General features: G+C 46.7%; 18 protein-coding genes. 17 read left to right on the top strand and 1 reads right to left on the bottom strand.

From position 1 onward, the window contains the following. The first annotated feature begins 4 nt into the window (after nt 1-4). Nucleotides 5-394, top strand: a complete 390-nt coding sequence (locus OZ401_RS11280) for a hypothetical protein (protein ID WP_341468339.1) — start codon at nt 5-7, stop codon at nt 392-394. A 110-nt stretch (nt 395-504) separates the two neighbouring features. Then, nucleotides 505-1,629 carry a tetratricopeptide repeat protein gene (locus OZ401_RS11275; RefSeq protein ID WP_341468338.1) on the top strand — a complete coding sequence of 375 codons (1,125 nt, stop codon included), beginning with the start codon at nt 505-507 and terminating at the stop codon, nt 1,627-1,629. A 12-nt stretch (nt 1,630-1,641) separates the two neighbouring features. Here OZ401_RS11275 and OZ401_RS11270 read toward each other — a convergent pair whose 3' ends face one another. After that, the gene (locus OZ401_RS11270; RefSeq protein WP_341468337.1) at nt 1,642-2,718 is read right to left on the bottom strand and encodes a winged helix DNA-binding domain-containing protein; all 1,077 of its coding nucleotides are present in this window, start codon (nt 2,716-2,718) and stop codon (nt 1,642-1,644) included. Between the two features lie 880 nt (nt 2,719-3,598). Here OZ401_RS11270 and OZ401_RS11265 point away from each other — a divergent pair. The 15 genes from OZ401_RS11265 (at nt 3,599) to OZ401_RS11195 (ending at nt 18,412) form a co-directional block, all read left to right on the top strand. Beyond that, complete coding sequence (locus OZ401_RS11265; protein ID WP_341468336.1) at nt 3,599-5,443, top strand: FAD-dependent oxidoreductase; 1,845 nt, start codon at nt 3,599-3,601, stop codon at nt 5,441-5,443. A gap of 79 nt (nt 5,444-5,522) precedes the next feature. Further along, nucleotides 5,523-6,275: a selenite/tellurite reduction operon b-type cytochrome ExtP gene (extP, locus tag OZ401_RS11260; protein WP_341468335.1), complete on the top strand. Its 753-nt coding sequence runs from the start codon at nt 5,523-5,525 to the stop codon at nt 6,273-6,275. A 48-nt stretch (nt 6,276-6,323) separates the two neighbouring features. After that, nucleotides 6,324-7,238: a cytochrome b family protein gene (locus OZ401_RS11255; protein ID WP_341468334.1), complete on the top strand. Its 915-nt coding sequence runs from the start codon at nt 6,324-6,326 to the stop codon at nt 7,236-7,238. 84 nt (nt 7,239-7,322) lie between these two features. Beyond that, nucleotides 7,323-7,937: a QcrA and Rieske domain-containing protein gene (locus OZ401_RS11250; protein ID WP_341468333.1), complete on the top strand. Its 615-nt coding sequence runs from the start codon at nt 7,323-7,325 to the stop codon at nt 7,935-7,937. 56 nt (nt 7,938-7,993) lie between these two features. Beyond that, a complete protein-coding gene (locus OZ401_RS11245) occupies nt 7,994-8,914 on the top strand; it encodes a c-type cytochrome (RefSeq protein ID WP_341468332.1) in 921 nt (306 codons plus the stop codon). A 28-nt stretch (nt 8,915-8,942) separates the two neighbouring features. Beyond that, complete coding sequence (locus OZ401_RS11240; protein ID WP_341468331.1) at nt 8,943-9,971, top strand: ethylbenzene dehydrogenase-related protein; 1,029 nt, start codon at nt 8,943-8,945, stop codon at nt 9,969-9,971. A 134-nt stretch (nt 9,972-10,105) separates the two neighbouring features. After that, nucleotides 10,106-10,561, top strand: a complete 456-nt coding sequence (locus OZ401_RS11235; RefSeq protein WP_341468330.1) for an SRPBCC family protein — start codon at nt 10,106-10,108, stop codon at nt 10,559-10,561. A 72-nt stretch (nt 10,562-10,633) separates the two neighbouring features. Continuing rightward, nucleotides 10,634-11,005: a hypothetical protein gene (locus OZ401_RS11230; RefSeq protein ID WP_341468329.1), complete on the top strand. Its 372-nt coding sequence runs from the start codon at nt 10,634-10,636 to the stop codon at nt 11,003-11,005. Between the two features lie 45 nt (nt 11,006-11,050). After that, nucleotides 11,051-12,976, top strand: coding sequence for a sensor histidine kinase (locus OZ401_RS11225; protein ID WP_341468328.1), 1,926 nt, complete (start codon nt 11,051-11,053; stop codon nt 12,974-12,976). A gap of 36 nt (nt 12,977-13,012) precedes the next feature. Continuing rightward, nucleotides 13,013-13,714 (top strand): response regulator transcription factor, encoded by a 702-nt coding sequence (locus OZ401_RS11220; protein WP_341468327.1) that lies wholly within the window; start codon nt 13,013-13,015, stop codon nt 13,712-13,714. Between the two features lie 607 nt (nt 13,715-14,321). Further along, a complete protein-coding gene (locus OZ401_RS11215) occupies nt 14,322-14,657 on the top strand; it encodes a zinc-ribbon domain containing protein (protein WP_341468326.1) in 336 nt (111 codons plus the stop codon). 162 nt (nt 14,658-14,819) lie between these two features. After that, nucleotides 14,820-15,779: a ribose-phosphate diphosphokinase gene (locus OZ401_RS11210; protein WP_341468325.1), complete on the top strand. Its 960-nt coding sequence runs from the start codon at nt 14,820-14,822 to the stop codon at nt 15,777-15,779. Between the two features lie 12 nt (nt 15,780-15,791). After that, the gene (locus OZ401_RS11205; RefSeq protein ID WP_341468324.1) at nt 15,792-16,991 is read left to right on the top strand and encodes a trans-sulfuration enzyme family protein; all 1,200 of its coding nucleotides are present in this window, start codon (nt 15,792-15,794) and stop codon (nt 16,989-16,991) included. 36 nt (nt 16,992-17,027) lie between these two features. Beyond that, the gene (locus tag OZ401_RS11200) at nt 17,028-17,891 is read left to right on the top strand and encodes an MBL fold metallo-hydrolase (RefSeq protein ID WP_341468323.1); all 864 of its coding nucleotides are present in this window, start codon (nt 17,028-17,030) and stop codon (nt 17,889-17,891) included. A gap of 5 nt (nt 17,892-17,896) precedes the next feature. Continuing rightward, complete coding sequence (locus OZ401_RS11195) at nt 17,897-18,412, top strand: GNAT family N-acetyltransferase (RefSeq protein WP_341468322.1); 516 nt, start codon at nt 17,897-17,899, stop codon at nt 18,410-18,412. The last annotated feature ends 61 nt before the right edge of the window (nt 18,413-18,473 follow it).

Genomic DNA, 18,473 nt, shown 5'->3' with positions numbered 1-18,473 from the left:
TCGCATGAACTGGGAACAGGTGCTGAAAAATATCGGGGCGATGACGGGTTTGCTGGCTCTAACCCTAGCATGGCTCATTCAGGCGCTGTGGATGCGGGTTGAAGCGGACAAACGCGGGATGCAAGGCTGGCTCTGGGCTTTCATTGGCATAATCACCCCACCCGTTGGGCTATTCGTTTTCCTGTTCTGGCGCGTTCGTTACCCGGTTCGTGCGGAAGTAGCCGAGCGCGATGCCGTTTTTAAAGAAATGGCAGAGCGCAAAGTGACCTATTACCAGATTTTGCAAGAAAAAGACCTCGCTGAGTCTGAAAAACCCCTTACCCCTGAGGAACAGCAAGCCTCAATTGCAGCCGCTCTAGAAGCAGAGTCGCGCCCTTTCCGCAACGAATATTAATTAACTTCACTTGCCGCTAACGTAAAATGTTAACATTAATATCTTGTCTTCTCTTTTATATACCTATACAATAATTAAAATTAACTCGAACAAAAATAGGACAAACATATATGTTGAAATTATTTTGGGGCGCGGAAGGGCGAGCTTTCCGCAAATTCGTATTAGGAAATGCTGGTGCGCTGAAATTTCTTGCGCCCAAGCTCACCCTGATTGTGTTGATACTGTTGTTGCCGTTTGCAGCACTCTTAGCCGCTTCTATCCTTTTCATCGAAATCGGGCTGAGTGTTGTGGAGTACCGACGCGAGGTTGGGGAGGGCTTTACTACCAAACGGGCAAGTCGAGTCGCGTTGGTTAATGCAGTGCTGGCTGTCTGCTATGTCAGCCTGACCTTTCTTTTTTTCAGTATTGCGGCATGGTGGTTAGCGTTGTTGCTAAGCATAGTGGCATTGGGAGTGTTTTTTACCGCTTATCTGCTGGCAAGCTTGTTTGGTTTGTTTAAGGATATGCGCGGCGCACCGTCCACCGAGGATTCAGCGTTGTTTCAGCAAGTGCGCGAGATGCGCGATCTGGAAGATGTTGCAAAACAGTTACGCTGGCGCTTGCTTTCGGCAAAAACGCTAGACAAACGCCGCAACCTGAAATTTTATCTGGGCTGGGCAGAAACCTACCGAGGGCATTATCATATGAAGGATAGTGCGTGGGAGAAGGCGGCAAGCTTCTATAAAGAAGCATTGCGTTTCGACTCTGCCAATTTGGGCGCAAGAGTAAGCTTGACGGTTTGTTACCTCCGGTTAGATGAGTTTGAACTAGCTTTGCGCCAAATCGAAAAAGCGGTGGCTACTTTTAATGGTTATTATCGCAAGGTTGCGCCCCGTTTTGATAAAGGTATTTGGCACTGGCATCGCAACGAGGTTAGCAGCGAGTATGAGCAGAATTCCGGTATTTTTCAGCTATGCGGAATGGCAGTTGCTTTGCTCAAGCTTTCTAGCGAGAACAGCGTGGTAAAAGAAGTGCTGATGCGCGAGTTGATTCAGAATCTTGTGAAGATTCAAGGTCGCACTGAAGATGAAATGTGGAGCATGCTTGCCAGAAAAGGTGGAACCTCTCCCGGCGCGCTCGGTTTGTTGGCAGCAGGTCCCTATCGCACTCCTGCTGCGCCGCTGGATTTGCTCTCCAGTGCGTTTTGCCTACCGCTCTTGCCTATACAGACGGTTGAGCTTGAGTCGGCGGCTTAGAAAAAAGCCTGACTAATTTACTTCTATCGGCTTATTCATAAAATGCCCATAGCGTTCGGCTGCTACTCTGAAACCAAGAGTTTCAGCCGGACTCAGCGTATTAAAAGGAGACGGGGTTATTAAGAGCTTATCCTTTTTAACCTCGCGTTTCCATTTTCCCACTACCCGACCATTACTAATTATCGTAGGCATAAACATACCGTTGCCGCCCGGTACTATCTTTTGAAAATGTTCTGGATCTAATACTGCGCTGCGATCTTTATAACCGAGTAGGTATTCATCAAAGCCCGGTAGCACATGTATTGCCTGATTCTGCTTTAGCTCATCCCCCCCAACTGGGGGCAGCCAATAAATTTGCCCGTTTACCTTTTCTTGCCGCAGTTGTGACTTTACCATTTCCAACCCCGCTTTTGCTTCCGATTTCCTCAAACTCGCCCATCGCTCTAAATCAAGGAGTGTAGCCGGTCCGTGCCCGTTGAAATAGCGCAAGGTAAGTTCAGCCAACGCTTCTTCTATGTTCCAATCTTTGGAAGGTGGAAGCCATTCGTCCAGCAAAACAAAAGTCGGCTGCTTTCCGAGATGTGCGCCAAAACAGAGCAACCCTTCTTGAGATAACCGCCCTAATATATGGATACCGCGCTGCCCTTTGGAAGAGATATTTTCACGTTCCAACGCCTCGAAAATTTCCGGGCGGGTTAATTGTTTGCCGCCCACCAAAGCTTTGCTGATAACCTTTTCACTGCGCCGAAAAGTTTCATCATCCAGTTCCAATTCTCGATAGCGGGCGGCATTTCCGGTTATTATTCGTGGGGTCAGGAATTTAAGCATCCACCGGACATCGTTGGCTGCCACAAAATGAAGCGTACCGCGCATAGACCAAGTGCGGACGATGCTACGTGCAGTAATGGCTTGTTCGATCACTGCCTGAGTAGCTTCCTTCATTCGGAGACCTAGCGACCACAGCGCGCCGGGATAATCTTGAGCCTGCACTGCTCCCATGTGAAATACAACCTGCGCCGGATTGTCGAAATTTGCAAAGCTGATACCTTGATTGAACAGCCGATATTGTGCAATATCAAAGGCAGTCATAGTTTCTCACACTCCGTAGCCTGATTTGGTTTGAGGGTTAATATTAAAGCTTTGGGAAGCGGGATAGCGCACTTTTAAATCCTTTTTTAATAAGCCTTTTAAGTTCTTTGAGGTAAAATATACCATAGCTACCAGAAAAATTTGTTATATAAAGCTTTGAATGGGGTATTAGGTTGGTGATGTGCTACCAAGCTTCAAACTGTTGTTAGAAAAACTATTTGAATACGGGCTAAACATTGAATTTCCTATGCTAGTAAACCCAAGCAAAGATAGTATTATTATCTAAATCCATTAGCGAAAACATACTGCTATAGTATATAAATACTGGCTTCAGGCTACTTTAGTGGTAAATCGGATAAGAGTACTCCATTATTAGCGGTTCTGGTATAATTTTATAGCAAGCTCATTAGTGTTTGCATTTTATTTTTTTATTGAGAAAATAGCTAATAGCTATAGCTCAAGTATTGGATTAGAAGTGTAGAAGCGGAAGCCGAACAGGATGGCAACGAGCATTGTTTATAGCTTACTGATGGGATATTGTTATGTGATAAAAGTCACTGATAGCCTTGACGAACTCAAACCGGAGTGCTATAATCAATTTAAGGTTAAAGTCTGGTAAAAGAGTGGTAAATAAGGGTAAACCCCGACCGCTAACTGCCAATCTCCGCTGTTTAGAAATTGCTGCTGCTTCCAATATTATTCTAATCTTCAAAGCCTATTATTTGAGCTTTACCGGCTCTTACAAACTTCAGAACAGGAAGTAAAATATTATGGTAGTCGGTGAGTCACTTGAGTTAGTCGTAGTTGTTGCCATGATAGTGATTTCAATTTTAATCGTAATGTATATTCAAAAGGCAACCGGAGGCATCGACGAAGAAGAATGATGAATGACAAATTTCAGAAAAACGCGGATATTCGCTTTGCAGAAGCGTCTGATGGCGCATACCCAACTGAATTGCCCGATACCGACTGGTTTCGCACTAATATACCGTGCCAATATACCTGTCCTGCTCACACCGATGTGAGTAACTACATTGGTTTGGTAGCGCAGGGGCGTTTTGATGAAGCTTATTTGCTGAATCGGCGTGATAATGTATTTCCGGGTATTCTGGGTCGTATTTGCGCCCGTCCCTGTGAAAGCACTTGCCGGAGAGGTTTGATTGATAAAACTATTCGTATTTGTTATTTGAAACGCAGTTCCAGCGATTTCCGTAGTGATAAATTTGTACCAAAGCGTCCCCCCATTACTCGCAAGGAAAAGATTGCGATTGTTGGGGCAGGTTCTGCCGGTCTTGCCTGTGCGCGTGACTTGCGCATTATGGGCTATCGCACCGTAGTGTTCGATATGTTCCCTGAACCGGGTGGTATGCTGGTGGGTGGTATTCCAATCTGGCGTTTGCCTCGCGATGTGGTACAGAACGAAATAGATGAATATATGGATGCGCTTGGTGTTGAGATTCATCTTAACACGCGGGTTGGCAAGGATGTGCAGGTTACCGATCTGTTGAAGAATTTTGACGCGGTATTTCTTGCACCCGGTTGCCAACTACCTTCTAAGCTTGGTATCCCCGGCGAAAATCTGAAAGGGTTTGAGTACGGTCTATCGTGGCTGGAAAAAATCAACTTCCACCATCCCGAACATGCCACAGTAGGCAAGCGCGTGGTTGTAATCGGCGCGGGCTTTACCGCCTCCGACTGCGCCCGCTCTTCGCTACGTATGGGGTCAGAAAGAGTCTATATTGCCTATCGCCGCACCCAGTTAGAAGCCCCTATGGATGAAACCGAAATGGAAGAAATGGAATATGAGAATATTGATTTCTTGTGGTTAGTAAGTCCAGTTGAGGTACTGGGTGATGGGAACGGTAAAGTTACTGCTATCAAAATGATTCGCAACAAACTGGGCGAACCCGATGCCAAAGGTCGCCGTTCTCCCCGCCCTGTGCCGGGTAGCGAATTTATAATTCCCTGCGATGTAGTGTTGGCGGCAACCGGGCAATCGAGTGACGTAAATTTCTTCCCGAAGGAATTAGGTGTGCGGGTTCTCAAGAACGGCAACGTTTGGCGCGATCCAGATTCGTGGATGACCTCCGTTCCGCGCCTTTTCGCCGGTGGTGATTATACCGAAGGCGCGCGCAATATTATTTCGGCGGTAGCGGATGGTCACAAAGTTGCGAACGGTATTCATGAATTTCTTACCGGAGACAGACCGCCCCGCCGTCGGAGCAATCATGAAGTGCTGGAAGTCTGGCGCCGCACCCTTGACTATGAAAAACTTGATCGCCAGCCCATGCCGACTCTTCCGCTTGAGAACCGTTGGGGTCAGGACATGCGCCGGAATCTTGAAATAGAAGTTGAACTGGGCTTTACCCGTGAAATGGCGATGAAGGAAGCCACTCGCTGCCTGCAATGCGCCTATAACATTCTGATAGATGCCGACCTTTGTATTTTATGTGCCGCATGTGTAGATGTTTGCCCTGAGAAAATCATCCGTCTGGTTCCGCTGAGCGAACTGATGGGGGTTGCAGGGGCAGACCAATATCAGGTTGACCCGGCTTTGTCAGAAGCTCAGACCCTCATTCTCGATGAGAATGAATGTATTCGTTGTGGTTTGTGTGTGGTACGTTGTCCCACTCAGGCAATTAAAATGGCACGCTTTGTTTACAGCGACCCGAAAGACCACTGGTATGTCAGTGAAAAGGGTTTAAGCGCGCCAATTCCCAAATAAACTTGGTTGCGGGAGATGACTTAGCCAGGTCATCTCCCGTCTTCCAATTGCATTTTCTCACAAGAGGAGAAGCCGGAGAATGGCTACCAATAAAGATTCCCAGAAATTTGTTCAAAATTTCCTCAAAGGTACTGAGGAGTTTGGTTCTAGAGTCTGGAAAAGCATTTTCAGACATAGTTGGCCCGATAGCGCCCGTACTCGCTCACTGGCGACTATGAGCAATGTTTTCCTTCATCTGCATCCTACTACAATCCGCCGTGCTTCCCTAAAAGTTACTTATACTTTCTGTCTAGGTGGGTTGAGTTTTTTCTTCTTTCTGGTGCTAACCGTTTCCGGCGTGCTTTTGATGTTCTACTATGTGCCTTCGGTTACGCAAGCCTACCAGAATATAAAAGACCTCGAAACGGTAGTTTTTGCCGGACAATTCTTGCGCAATATGCACCGCTGGTCGGCGCACGCAATGGTTATAACTGTCTTTCTGCATATGTGCCGCGTGTTTTACACTCGCGCCTATCGCCCTCCCCGTGAGTTTAACTGGATTGTGGGCGTATTACTATTGGTAGTAACCTTCCTGCTCAGTTTTAGCGGCTACCTATTGCCGTGGGATCAACTGGCTTTCTGGGCGGTTACGGTCGGTACAAATATCGCAAAAGTTACTCCTTTTCTTGGTCCTGAAGCCCAATTCCTGCTCATCGGTGGGTATGAAATCGGTCAGAACGCGCTTATACGCTTCTACACACTCCATGTGATTGCTTTACCATTGATCGCCGCCGTGTTGATGGCAGTACACTTTTGGCGTGTCCGCAAAGATGGTTTTAGCGGCGGTTTGTAGTTAATCTAACCGGGTGTTTGAATCAGCCCCGTAGGAAGTAGTTTTCGTATGGCAGAAATTGAAAGTAAGGCAAATCCAGAGGGTCAACAAACTGCTGCTACTGTCGATGCCAGTACCGAAGCAGAGCGTGAAATTGCCCGTCGCAAACGACAAGACCCTAGCAATCCACTTGATAAAGCGCGTAGCCATCGTTTGCTGGCGGTAATTAAAAAGGAGTCGGTCAATACGCCTCCTTACAAAGAACCTTCTACCATTGTGCATGTGTGGCCTCATCTGGTAATGATAGAGTTCCTATGCGCCATAGTTTTTACCATAACATTGTTCATTACCTCGGCGTTGATTTATGCGCCTTTGGAAGGTATTGCTAACTCGGAGCAAACTCCCAACCCTTCCAAAGCGCCTTGGTACTTCTTAAACTTGCAAGAGCTTTTGCTGCATATGGACCCGGCTCTGGCGGGGGTTATTATTCCTAGCGGCGCATTGTTGCTGATTGGGCTGATACCCTACTTTGATACCGGAACCGGGCAAATGGGGCGCTGGTTTACAAGCGACAGAGGTAAAGCGGTGGTAATTTTCAGCGCGGTTTTTACTGCTGGCTGGATTATTTTCCTCATTGCCTTTGACGTGCTGTTTAACCTAAATAAGATTTTGCGCTCTACTTTCCTGTCCAGCATAAAAGTGCCGATTATGGGTGGCGATCCTACCGATAAATTTGGGTTCGCGCCTACCAGCCTTGATGTAGTGTTAGGTAACTGGGTAATACCGCTTTTAGCTATATTTGGGCTAGCCACTTTGCTGGCTTTTATAGTGCGAAAGCGGTTTGGAGCAGACCGTCGGGATATATTCCAGGCATTATTCACTGGCTTTGTAATTTCTTATTTCATTCTAACTATAGTTGGTACGGCAATGCGTGGTCCCGGTCAGGATTTCTTCTGGCCTTGGGCGATGCCTCCTAAGCATTAATTCAGGCAACACTTTTGAAAAATTGTTACCAGCTTATTCCGGTTAGAAATTATCATCCGGGTAATTTGAGGGAGATTCTTAAAAATGGCAATTATATATAAGGATGGTAAGCCGGTAGTTGTAACCACCCCAGAGCAAACCGGCGAGGATGGCGGGGGGTATAAGCCTACACCTCAAGAACTGGAAGAAGAGGCAAAAATAACCCGCCGCCGCTTTATGCGCAATTCCTTTCTAGGTACTATGACTGCTTTTACCATTGGGGGCGCGGCAACCTTTCTGCTTTTCTTCTGGCCTAAGAAAGTGGGTACTTTCGGTAGCAAAATTGCGTTAGGCGCTGTTACCGATTATCCAGAAGGTACTGTCACAAAAATATCGGATGGTCGCTTATGGTTGGTACATTTGCGGAAAGAGGATGGCGGCGGTTTTATGGCGCTCTACTGGAAGTGTGTGCATCTTGGTTGTACCGTACCTTGGGCGCCGGATGAAAGCGGCACTTACGAAGGCAAAAGCTATAAAGGGATTTTTCACTGTCCCTGCCATGGTTCTCTCTACATTTATAGCGGTCAAAACTTTGGTGGACCTGCTCCTCGCCCGTTGGATTATATGGCAATGACTACCACTGGCGGTAGAGTAATTGTGGATACTGGGAAAATAACTCGTCGCGAAAAACATAATGTTTCAATGCAGACTCAGGCTTAAAGCGATAGCTTGAAGTTCTTGAATTAACCAGGGTTAGTGAAATAGAAGGTAATCAAATGTCCACCAGAATGGTGATGAGCATTGCGTTTGCGCTTGCCGTAGTGCTGGGGATGCTCTTGTATATCTTGAACGATAACAGTCGTGCTTCTCTAACAACAATATCAAACCGGGATGAAGAGATTCTGAAGGGGGCGCAGCTTTTTGCGGCAAACTGTTCTCAATGTCATGGACCAAAGGGAGAAGGCGCAATTGGTCCCGCCCTTAATCGTCCAAGCTGGAAACCGGGCGACAAAAACTTTGATTTCAATTCTACTTACGATTTTATTAACAAAGCCATGACTCGTGGTCAATTCAGTCCTCAACCGGGTATAGCGATGCCCGCTTGGTCTCGCAACTTTGGTGGTCCTTTAACCGATGAGCAAATTGATTTCATAATTACTTATATTATCTACGGAAACTGGGATGATGTTTTGCAGGTGCTGACTTATACTCAGAATCCTAACTTTAGTGCCGACCTTCCGGCAAACGCCGCACAGAAAGCCAAATATCCCGATGCCGACAAGACTACTCCTGCGGGAGTTCAACAGAAAGCGGCGCTGGATGCAGAGCTTGCTAGTACCAAGAAGCTGATAATGCAGAAGGGTTGCCTCAACTGCCACGCTATAGGCAGCGCCGGAACTACGCTTGCTCCAAACCTTACCGAAGTGGGCAGCCGTCGCACCCGTGATTGGCTTTATACTTGGATTGAAGATCCTACTAAAGTTCCTGATAGCAACCGAGGACCGAACGTGCAACCATGGTTCAGCCAATATTCTACCGCGCGAACCGAGTTTTGGCCGATGCAACCCACTTGGATGCCTGCAATCCAGATGACGGTAGACGAGCGGAATACAATCGTGGACTATATTTCTGAGTTAAAAAGAGCGCCCGTAACAGTCAAGGCGCTAGATCAAGCCACGCCTACACCTACCAAGTAGCGGTTTTTCTGGTAAGGATGGAGATCTTATGGAGACAGTTGATATAACAGACAAGATACAAAGCCAGCTTACAACCTCTGCGCCCGTCCCTGTGCATCATTCCAACCGGATGTATCCAGTAGCGGTAATCGGCATGGCTTTTGCGTTGGCTATGTTAATGTGGGCTGTAAATTTTCAGCCCGTAAGCGCGGATACAAATAAATTAGTAGCACTTTATCTGCCTGATCAAGGTAGCACGTTTTTAAACCCCAATGCGCCTGTTTGGGATGACAACGCCACACTACCGGGTGGCGCGAAGGTAGAAGCGGCAATTGTACCTCTGAGCGCGCAGTTTTTCGTAAAAGAATACGGCGGTTCGGTTTCCCAAATAAGGGCAAAAGCGGCGCACGATGGTAAAAATGTTGCTATCTGGCTACAGTGGAAAGATGATTCCCTAAATACAGGCGAGACAGTCCAAGGTACTCAGCAAACCTTTAGCGATGCGGCGGCTATCGAATTCCCTCTCGACCCTGAACAGCACGTAGGGCGGCAAGCTTTCCGCTGCATGGGTCAAATCGATGCGCTAGTCAATATCTGGCAATGGAAAGCAGAGCGTGACGCTGATATTACCCGTGCGCAAGGCTTTGAGCCGGTCTTAACCAGTGGCGGTCTCAAAGCCGCTAAAAACTGGGTCGGACCAAACCCCGCTTACTTGATTGACCCGGCAAAGTATGACCCTGATAGCAAAGCCGTTTACGATCCGGTCAACAAAACGTGGACTCTGATTTTTATGCGCCAAGAAAAACTGAGTGATCGCAAAAACGCAGTTGATTTGGTAGGTACGAAGGCGGGTGACGAATACGGTACGCAGGTAGCTTTCGCGGTTTGGGATGGCGGACAGGGCGAGCGTTTGAGCAAGAAGGCGGTATCTGCTTGGGTTGACCTGACCTTACAGCAAGGCGACAAGTCACCTCAATTGGTTTCCGACCTGATAAATTTAGGGTTATGGGCACTTGTACTAATAGGTGGCATATTCGCAGCTTGGAGATTTTTACCCCAGGCAAATCACGAAAAGTAGGCTACAACTCATAAAAACTATTGGGGAGTCTATTCTACAAAATTAGTTTCAAATTCGAAATTGTGGGAAATTAAAGCAATTCTTGAGTTATAATTATGTGGAAGCTAGGGGTTAGTAAATAACAGTTTAAAAATATGGCTATAAATGATAAAAAGGTTTTGGGACTTACAAAGTCTGCCGGATTTGAGATAGGCGTTCGGAAATCCTTTCCGATTTCCCATCAGAAAGCTTGGGAGCTTGTTACCTCACCGGAAGTAATAAACCTATGGCTTGGAAAAACCCCGCATTTGAATTTGGTAAAGGGCGAAAGATACCAAACAGATGAAGGAATAAGTGGACAAATCAAGGTAATTAATCCCGGCGTAAATATCCGTTTAACTTGGCAGCCGAAAGGCTGGTCAAAAGCTTCCACGGTGCAGGTTAGGACAATCCCGAATGGTAACAAAACTACCATCAGTTTTCACCAAGAGAATCTGCCCGGAGAAAATGAGCGGGAAGCAAGGCAGCGTTACTGGCAGAAAGTTTTGGCTGGGATTCAAATCCTAGTTGAACGAGAAATTAATACGGAAGCTACCAGATTAATTCCCTAAAGTTTTCCTGAATACTAATGATGGTTCGCACTCTTTTTAGAGAGAAGCGAACCCTCCAAGATATACAGACAAATGTTAAAAATTGTAAAATTGCTGGTTTCTATTTTTATCGGGCTTGATGTATTTGTAGCAGCCTATTATGGGCTGGCAAACCTACGAGTGGCGGTTTTCGGGCAGGGCGCAATTCCCGGCGGTGGTAGCGCAGTAGATATGGCAATATTTTTGTTGCCTGTTCTAATAGGCTACATAGCGGGAGACCGCTTGTTTTATTTCCTTAACTACAAAGAACGTAAAGCCAAATGGCTGGCAAATAAACAAGAGCAGGAAAAAGCCAAAGAAAATAACCGCGTTAAAGCTACCGGAATCTGGGAGGATAGCGGTTGGGATGACTCCGCAACATCCGGTGGCTTAGAACAAAAACCTGATCCTGTCTCCAGAAGTTAAGAGGCGCATTAGCAACTTGCTCGCGCTAGTCTGGAGTATTAAAATTTGCAACCCCGTATAAAAACTCGGATCGCTTTAAAACCGGCGAATATAAGCGCTCGACTCGGCAGGTTGGCTGGCAAACATACAGCAAACGAGGCGGGAAGCTCATTCCAATCCGGCGACAATATCCCCTTCACTGTGGAGCGGGTATTTGTAATTTTGCGTTGGTTGGTGGTGGGTCTGGGCTTATTGCTGCAACTTTACCTCGCCGGGGATGTTAAAAACCCCGAAAACATGTGGCGGGCTTTCCAATTCACCGCACTGGTGGCAATTGGCAATGGCGTTTTTATTCTACTCCGCTATCATTATCGACAACCCAACGGTAACATTCCAATTTCGTTATTTGATGCAGCGGTGACATGTCTCGCTATTGGCATCAGCGGTGGTATATACAGCCCTTTCCTCGTGCTAATTTATCTTATCGTGGTGGAAGCCAGTTTCGATTTCAACTCTAGCAATGCCATGACTCTGACGGCAGGCGTGGGTGCAATGTTTATTGCTGCCACGATGTTCATAAGTCACATTATCTGGAATGAATTGCACCTTACCATTGTAATCAGTGAAGTAATGGCAATGTTCGTGTTCGTGAGCGTGGGAAGCTCTATGACCCGCGCTTTGCAACAGCAACGAGAAGTGGCACGCCGTGAAAAGGCTTTGTCAGCGCAGTTGAACCATCAGGTTAAAGCTCTTTCCGCCTTGAATCGCTTGAGCGAACGTTTGAACGCCAGCCTCGAACTGGAAGAGCTGATGCAAAAAACAGTAGAAAGCTTGCCCCAAGCTTTGGATGTTGATGCTTGTGTTGCTTTCTTGACCGGACGCGACCAGTTCCAGCAATTGACTATCAGCGCTTCATGGTCGGGTGTTGATGCTGCCTACGAACCATTACCGAACGACTCACGCGGCGGTATTCAGGCGGGCGCGTTGGTATTGAGCAATGCCGATCTGGAAACGGTGGTAATCGAAGGAAAGCCGCTAAGAATAGTTCAGGATAACGGGCAGGAAGCAATTTTGGTAGTGCCTTTGCACTGGGATGACCGAGATGGCGGCGGTTTGTCGATTTTGCGCCAGAACGGTCCGGCTTTCGAGGAAAGCGATCAGGAATTGCTAGGAGCGTTGGGACGACAAATGTCGTTGCTAATAAAGAATGCTTACTTATATGAGCTTGAACGCCAAAATGTGCAACGTTTACAAGAATTAGAGCAGCTAAAGAGCGATTTTCTGTCGGTAGTGTCCCATGAATTGCGCACTCCGCTGACTTCCATAAAAGCTTCTACTATTTTGCTGCTATCGCAACCACCCGAAGAATTAAGCGCTACCCAATCTACCCTTATTAAGAATGTCGAGCGCAACACCGACCGCCTTAACAGCCTCGTGAATGACCTGCTGGATATGGCAAAACTTCAAAATGGGCGGCTCAAACTTTCGCTACATTCGGTTAATTTCTCGGAAGTATTACAGGATGTGGTGGCAACTATACGTCCCTTGACTGATCGTAAGAATCAGACTTTATTGGTAGAGATTCCTCCAAAATTAGCAACGGTTAGCGGTGATCGCAGGCGATTAGAACAGGTGGTTACAAACCTGCTATCAAATGCCAACCGCTATACCCAGAATGGGGGTACAATTAAGCTTGAAGCGCGGGAGGAATCGCAAAATATAGTAGTGTGTGTCAGTGACAATGGACCGGGGATAGCTGAAAAAGAGCAAGAGAAAATTTTTGAGAGGTTTTATCGGGCGCACAATACTCAGGGGAGCAAGATTGGAACAGGTTTGGGTTTGAGTATAGCGCGAAGTCTGGTTGAGTTGCATGGTGGTCGTATCTGGGTTGAGAGTACCCCCGGTGAGGGTAGCGCTTTTTATTTTAATTTGCCTGTTACTGTGCCTATAACAAGCACGAAGAAACGCTCGCTTACAGCGGTGCGCGACTAAAGCTATCTTGAAAAATCAAGACTAGAAAAAAGTGTTATGGTAAAAATTTTGATAGCCGATGATGAACCAGACGTGGTGGAAGTTATCAGCGTTGGGCTTAGGATGAACTCACCTGATTGGGAAATAATCAGCGCGGAAGATGGGCAAATGGCGGTCGAACTATTTCGCAAAGAGAATCCTGATCTGGTAATTCTTGATATGAATATGCCGCGCTTGGGTGGTTTGGAAGCTTGCCGTAGTATCCGCCGCGAGAATATTGATGTGCCGATTATTTTTCTGACGGTCAGGGATGATGAAATCGAGAAGGTGCGTGGGTTGGAAGCAGGCGCAGACGATTATATTACCAAGCCGTTCAGTCCCCTTGAATTGATGGCACGCATCCGGGCGCAATTAAGGCGCACTATGCGTTCCAAAACCACCGCTATTAAAAACATGGTGGAATACCAGGGTCTGAAGATTGATTTTGTGACTAAAAATGTAACCCTTGATAATCAGCAGGTGCGGCTTACTTCGATTGAGTACAATTTGTTGTATTTGCTTGCTAGTAATCCCGGTCAGGTGGTTTCCCACGAATACTTGCTAACCAAAGTATGGGGACCGCAATATCAGGATGCACTGGAATACCTTAAAGTCCATATCCGTCATTTGCGCGAGAAATTGGGAGATGATGCCCAGAATCCTAGATTTATCTATACCGAGCGGAGTAAGGGCTATCGCTTTACCGCGCTGCCAGAGTAAACCTTCCTTATGAACCTAAATTCTGTACAAATTTCCTGTCAGGATGGGAACTGTATATGCGCACAGAAATATATTCAATAAATGACCTAAAAAATAGCAGTTCCCTATAAACCGCTTTTCTGAAGCCGTTCCAGTGTGTATAAAGGAAGAATCCGGCTAAATCTTTTGAAAAGACCTTTATTTGGTGAATAAATTTTAACTATGTGTTAAAAAAGTATTGCATTTGTAAAAAAGTTTTGCTAGTATTTACTTTGTACTCATTTTAGAACTCGCACACAAAATAACCAGTTATAGTTTGGAGCTTCAAATACCTGAGAATCAGGCGACTTTGAATTTGCTTGGTTAGCTTGCAATGTATTCTAATTGGCAATGGTGGTTTTCGACTGTCCGCCCCCGACCGGATGTCCCAGTCCACATCGCTATACTTAGCTTGTTGCATATTAATTAGCAATTCCTATTATCAACTGGGACATGTGTTAGCTGCTAAGATGAGCAAGTTCTTTTTATGATAAATGTTATCAAATACATTTATCGAAGCTAGACAAACTTTTACAATCGCAATCTCCGGTTTCAGGGATTTCACGGCTACTTCTTAAGGAGGCCCAAGGTGAGTTTTGAGGATAAGACCCTACAGTGTCGCGAGTGCGGAGCTTCGTTTACATGGACTGCCGGTGAGCAAGAGTTCTACGCTCAAAAAGGATTAGTGAATATACCAAGCCGTTGTACTGACTGTCGCAAGGCACGCCGGTCAACTGGTAATTTCGCTTCTTCCAATTCGTCAGATCGTTCCGGACGTTCCGAGCGTGTCCGCCATCCGGTAACATGCGCCTCCTGCGGTAAGCAAACCACCGTGCCATTTGTGCCCAAGTATGATCGCCCGGTCTTTTGCAGCGATTGCTTCGACCGCAGCCGTACTTCAGCAGGTGCGGGAGCTTCACGCTAGGCTTAGAACAATAGAATAGAAAAACTGAATAATTTCCCCTTCCTTTATATAGTTAACGGAAGGGGTTTTTGCTTCCTTACTACCTGAGCTATTCCGGTTTTGTGCTATACTTACCTAAGCGTGCTGGTTAAAAGCTTAGTGAATTGGAAGGGGTTTTAAAGAGTGGGTTCTCTTTATAATGAGGTAGGCGTATTTTCTGGGAATGCTAACCCGGCGCTCGCGCTGGCAGTTTGTGAGTATATCAATATCCCTCAAGGACGTGCTCAGGTTTTTGAATTTTCCAACGAGAATATTTTTTGTAAAATTGAAGAGAGTGTGCGTGGTAACGATATTTACGTCATACAACCGTTATCCACTCCGGTAAATCGCTCTATCATGGAGCTTTTAATCATGATAGATGCCTTCAAACGCGCTTCTGCCGGGCGAATAACAGCAGTTGTGCCTTACTACGCTTATGGTCGTACCGACAAAAAAGACCAACCCCGTGTGCCGATTACAGCGCGCTTGCTTGCAGATATGATAACAGTGGCGGGCGCACACCGTCTTATGACCGTTGATTTACATTCCGGTCAGATTGAGGGCTTTTTTAATATTCCGGTTGATAACCTCACCGCAATTCATATTCTGGCAGACTATTTCAAAGATAAAGGGCTAGACAACCCGGTAGTAGTTTCGCCCGACCTTGGCAGCGCCAAACGCGCCAGAAACTTTGCTCAACTGATTAATGCTCCTTTGGCAATTGTGGAAAAACGCCGTATGGGCAACGATGACCGCTCTTCCGTGTTGAATCTAATCGGTTCGGTAGAAGGCAAGCAAGCTATTCTGATAGATGATGAAATTGATACCGCTGGATCAATTACACAGGCTGCCGATACTGTGAAGAAAGCCGGCGCAACCGCTGTTTATGCCGGATGCGTGCATGCGGTACTGAGTGGGCCTGCTGTACAGCGGCTAAAGGATAGCTGTATTGAAGAACTGGTTTTAACCGATACTATCCCACTTCAGGCTACTAAGCAGCTAGATAAGATAAAGGTTATATCAATTGCTCGGTTGCTGGGAGAGGGTATCATGCGTGTTCACTCAGGCGCATCGGTAGGGGCGATGTTCCCCAAGTGGAAGTGAAAGGAATATCAGATGTTGCAACGGAAGCGCGCAAAACGTTCACAGGAAACACTGGCGGCACACGCGGGTGAAATAGAAATCACTCAGGCTGGTCGCCCCTTGGCGATGCCGCTTTATCAAACAACAGTGTGGGGTTTTGATAGCGTAGAAGATGCCAACTCCATTTACCACGACCCCAGCAAAGGCTGGGTGTATTATCGTTCTTCTGGACCAAACCAATCTGCTTTTGAAAAGGCGTTCGCTCAAATGGAAGGGGCGGAAGCCTCACGTGCTACCGGAAGCGGGATGGCTGCCATCTTCACCGCTTTAATTACTGCTGCTCAAGCGGGCGATCATATTATTGCGGAGAAGTCCATCTACGGTGTTACTGTATCACTGTTTTTGAAGCAATTATCTCGCTTTGGTATCGAAGTAACCTTTGCAGACCTGTCAGATGAGCAAGCGGTCAAAGCTGCGCTCAAACCCAATACCAAAGCTATTTTCTTTGAAACGCTAGGTAATCCGTTGGTGGGAGTTGCAGACTTGGCGGCATTGGCGAACTTGGCACGCGAGAATAAGCTGGTATCGATTGTCGATAGCACCTTCACCCCACCCACGCTGCTGCGTCCGCTCGAATATGGGGTGGATGTGGTTGTACACGCCACTACCAAATATACCAACGGACATAGCGATGCGTTGGGCGGTATTTTGAGCGGTAATAAGAACTTTGTTAAAATGGCTACCGAAAGTGCGCAACTTATCGGTCTTACCATGAGTCCGTTTGATGCTTGGATGAATGTGCGCAGCCTCAAGACCCTACCCCTACGAATGGGCGCACACTGCCGTAATGCTCTTGCAATCGCGCAATGGCTAGAAGCGCAACCACAGGTTAGCCGCGTACATTATCCCGGTCTGGAAAGCCACGCCCGACATGAACTAGCGCAACGCCAGTTGCCCAAAGGCTTTGGCGGTATGCTTGCTTTTGAAATCAAAGAGGGCGGCGCAGAAGAGGTGCAACGTTTCATTAAAGCGTTGGAGCATATTCCATATGTTCCTAGCCTTGCCGATGTAATTACAACGGTTAACTATCCGGCTATGACCAGCCATCGCCATTTATCCCTCGAACAACGCAATGCAGTGGGTGTTACCGATAGGTTAGTGCGTATCTCGGCGGGTATCGAAGACCCGGCAGATATCATAGCCGACCTTGAACAGGCTTTGAGCGTTCTCTAGCCCGGTTTTATTGAGTAGTTTTGTAGAAAGAAAATTATGCGGGTAAAGTCGCTCTCTAGCGGTAGCAGCGGAAATTGTTATCTGGTTCAGGCAGGTGGTCATAGCCTGCTGATAGATTGCGGCTTATCGGCTACCGCCCTTCAAAAATTTCTGGCGCTGGAAGGGGTTAATGTTGCCGAATTAAGCGGCATTTTCCTCACCCACGATCATCATGACCATCTCAGTGGGGCGGGACAAGTTTCGCGCCGTTGGGGTATCCCCATTTTTGCCAATAAAAAGACGCTTGATGAGGCAGCGGTGCGCTGGGCAAAGATAGAAAAGCTATCCCAACAACGTGCCAACACTACCATGCCACCAGAAAGTCGTACTTACAACACTCGCTTATTTCCTACCGGGAAAGCTACTACCATCGGTTCGATTGAAATAAACAGTTTTCCCGTTTCGCATGATGCTGCTGAAACGGTTTGCTATACTTTTAAGGCTGACGGCGTACAGGCGGTAATTCTTACCGATTTGGGCTGTTCCACCTCCCCAATTTACGAACCGCTGTTGCAGAGTCGCTTGATAATTCTTGAAGCGAATCATGAAGAAGAAAAACTCTGGGCTGGCAAATACCCCTACACCTTGAAAAAGCGGGTTACGGGCGATAAAGGGCATCTTTCCAATCGCCAATCCGGTGAAATCTTGCGCTATTGCCTCGAAAACACTGGTTTAGCGCATACGGTGTGGTTGGCGCATCTATCGAGTGAGAACAACAGCCCGCAAGAAGCTACCGCTACCATCACAAAGCTGCTAGAAGAAGCGGGTATCGAGCGTTTTCCGCTCAATATTGCACTGCGCGACAAACCGAGCCTCGTTTACGAAACAGAACAATACTATTATCAAGCCAGCATGTTTTGAGTATAATGGAAAAAGTCGAAATAGTTGATATAGCCACTGCTTTAAAAGTTTTGCCCGGACTGATCGAACTATTACAGGATTCGGTCGATGGTGGAGCTTCGATTGGCTTTTGGAGTCCCTTGAAATATGAAGTTGCTTCCGATTATTGGCAAGATATAATTAAAGAACTGGATAGAGGCTACCGCACTTTGCTGATAGGCTATACGCAAGGCAAAGTTGTAGCCAGCGCTCAGCTATCCTTCATTTCCAAGCAAAACGGTTCGCATCGGGTTGAATTGCAAAAGCTAATGGTGCATACCAAATATCGCGGATTGGGCTATGGGTGCACCATTCTTACAGCGGCTGAGACTGTGGCAAAGACACGAGGATGTCGCTTACTGTTTCTTGATACGAGAAGCGGCGATACTGCCGAACAACTTTACCTAAAACAAGGCTACACTTGCGCCGGAGTAATTCCTGAATACATTATTGAAGCAGACGGCACTTTTACCGATACCGTGATTTATTACAAACTCCTTTAGAATCGCAACTTTCCAATCGCTGGCATCGTATTAAATATGAGTAATTGATTAATTCGGCAGG

The organism is Candidatus Chlorohelix allophototropha, assembly GCF_030389965.1.
GTDB classification, from domain to species: Bacteria; Chloroflexota; Chloroflexia; order Chloroheliales; family Chloroheliaceae; genus Chlorohelix; species Chlorohelix allophototropha.
Note: the sequence above shows the minus strand (reverse complement) of the source record. Positions and strands in the feature narration are given on the sequence as shown.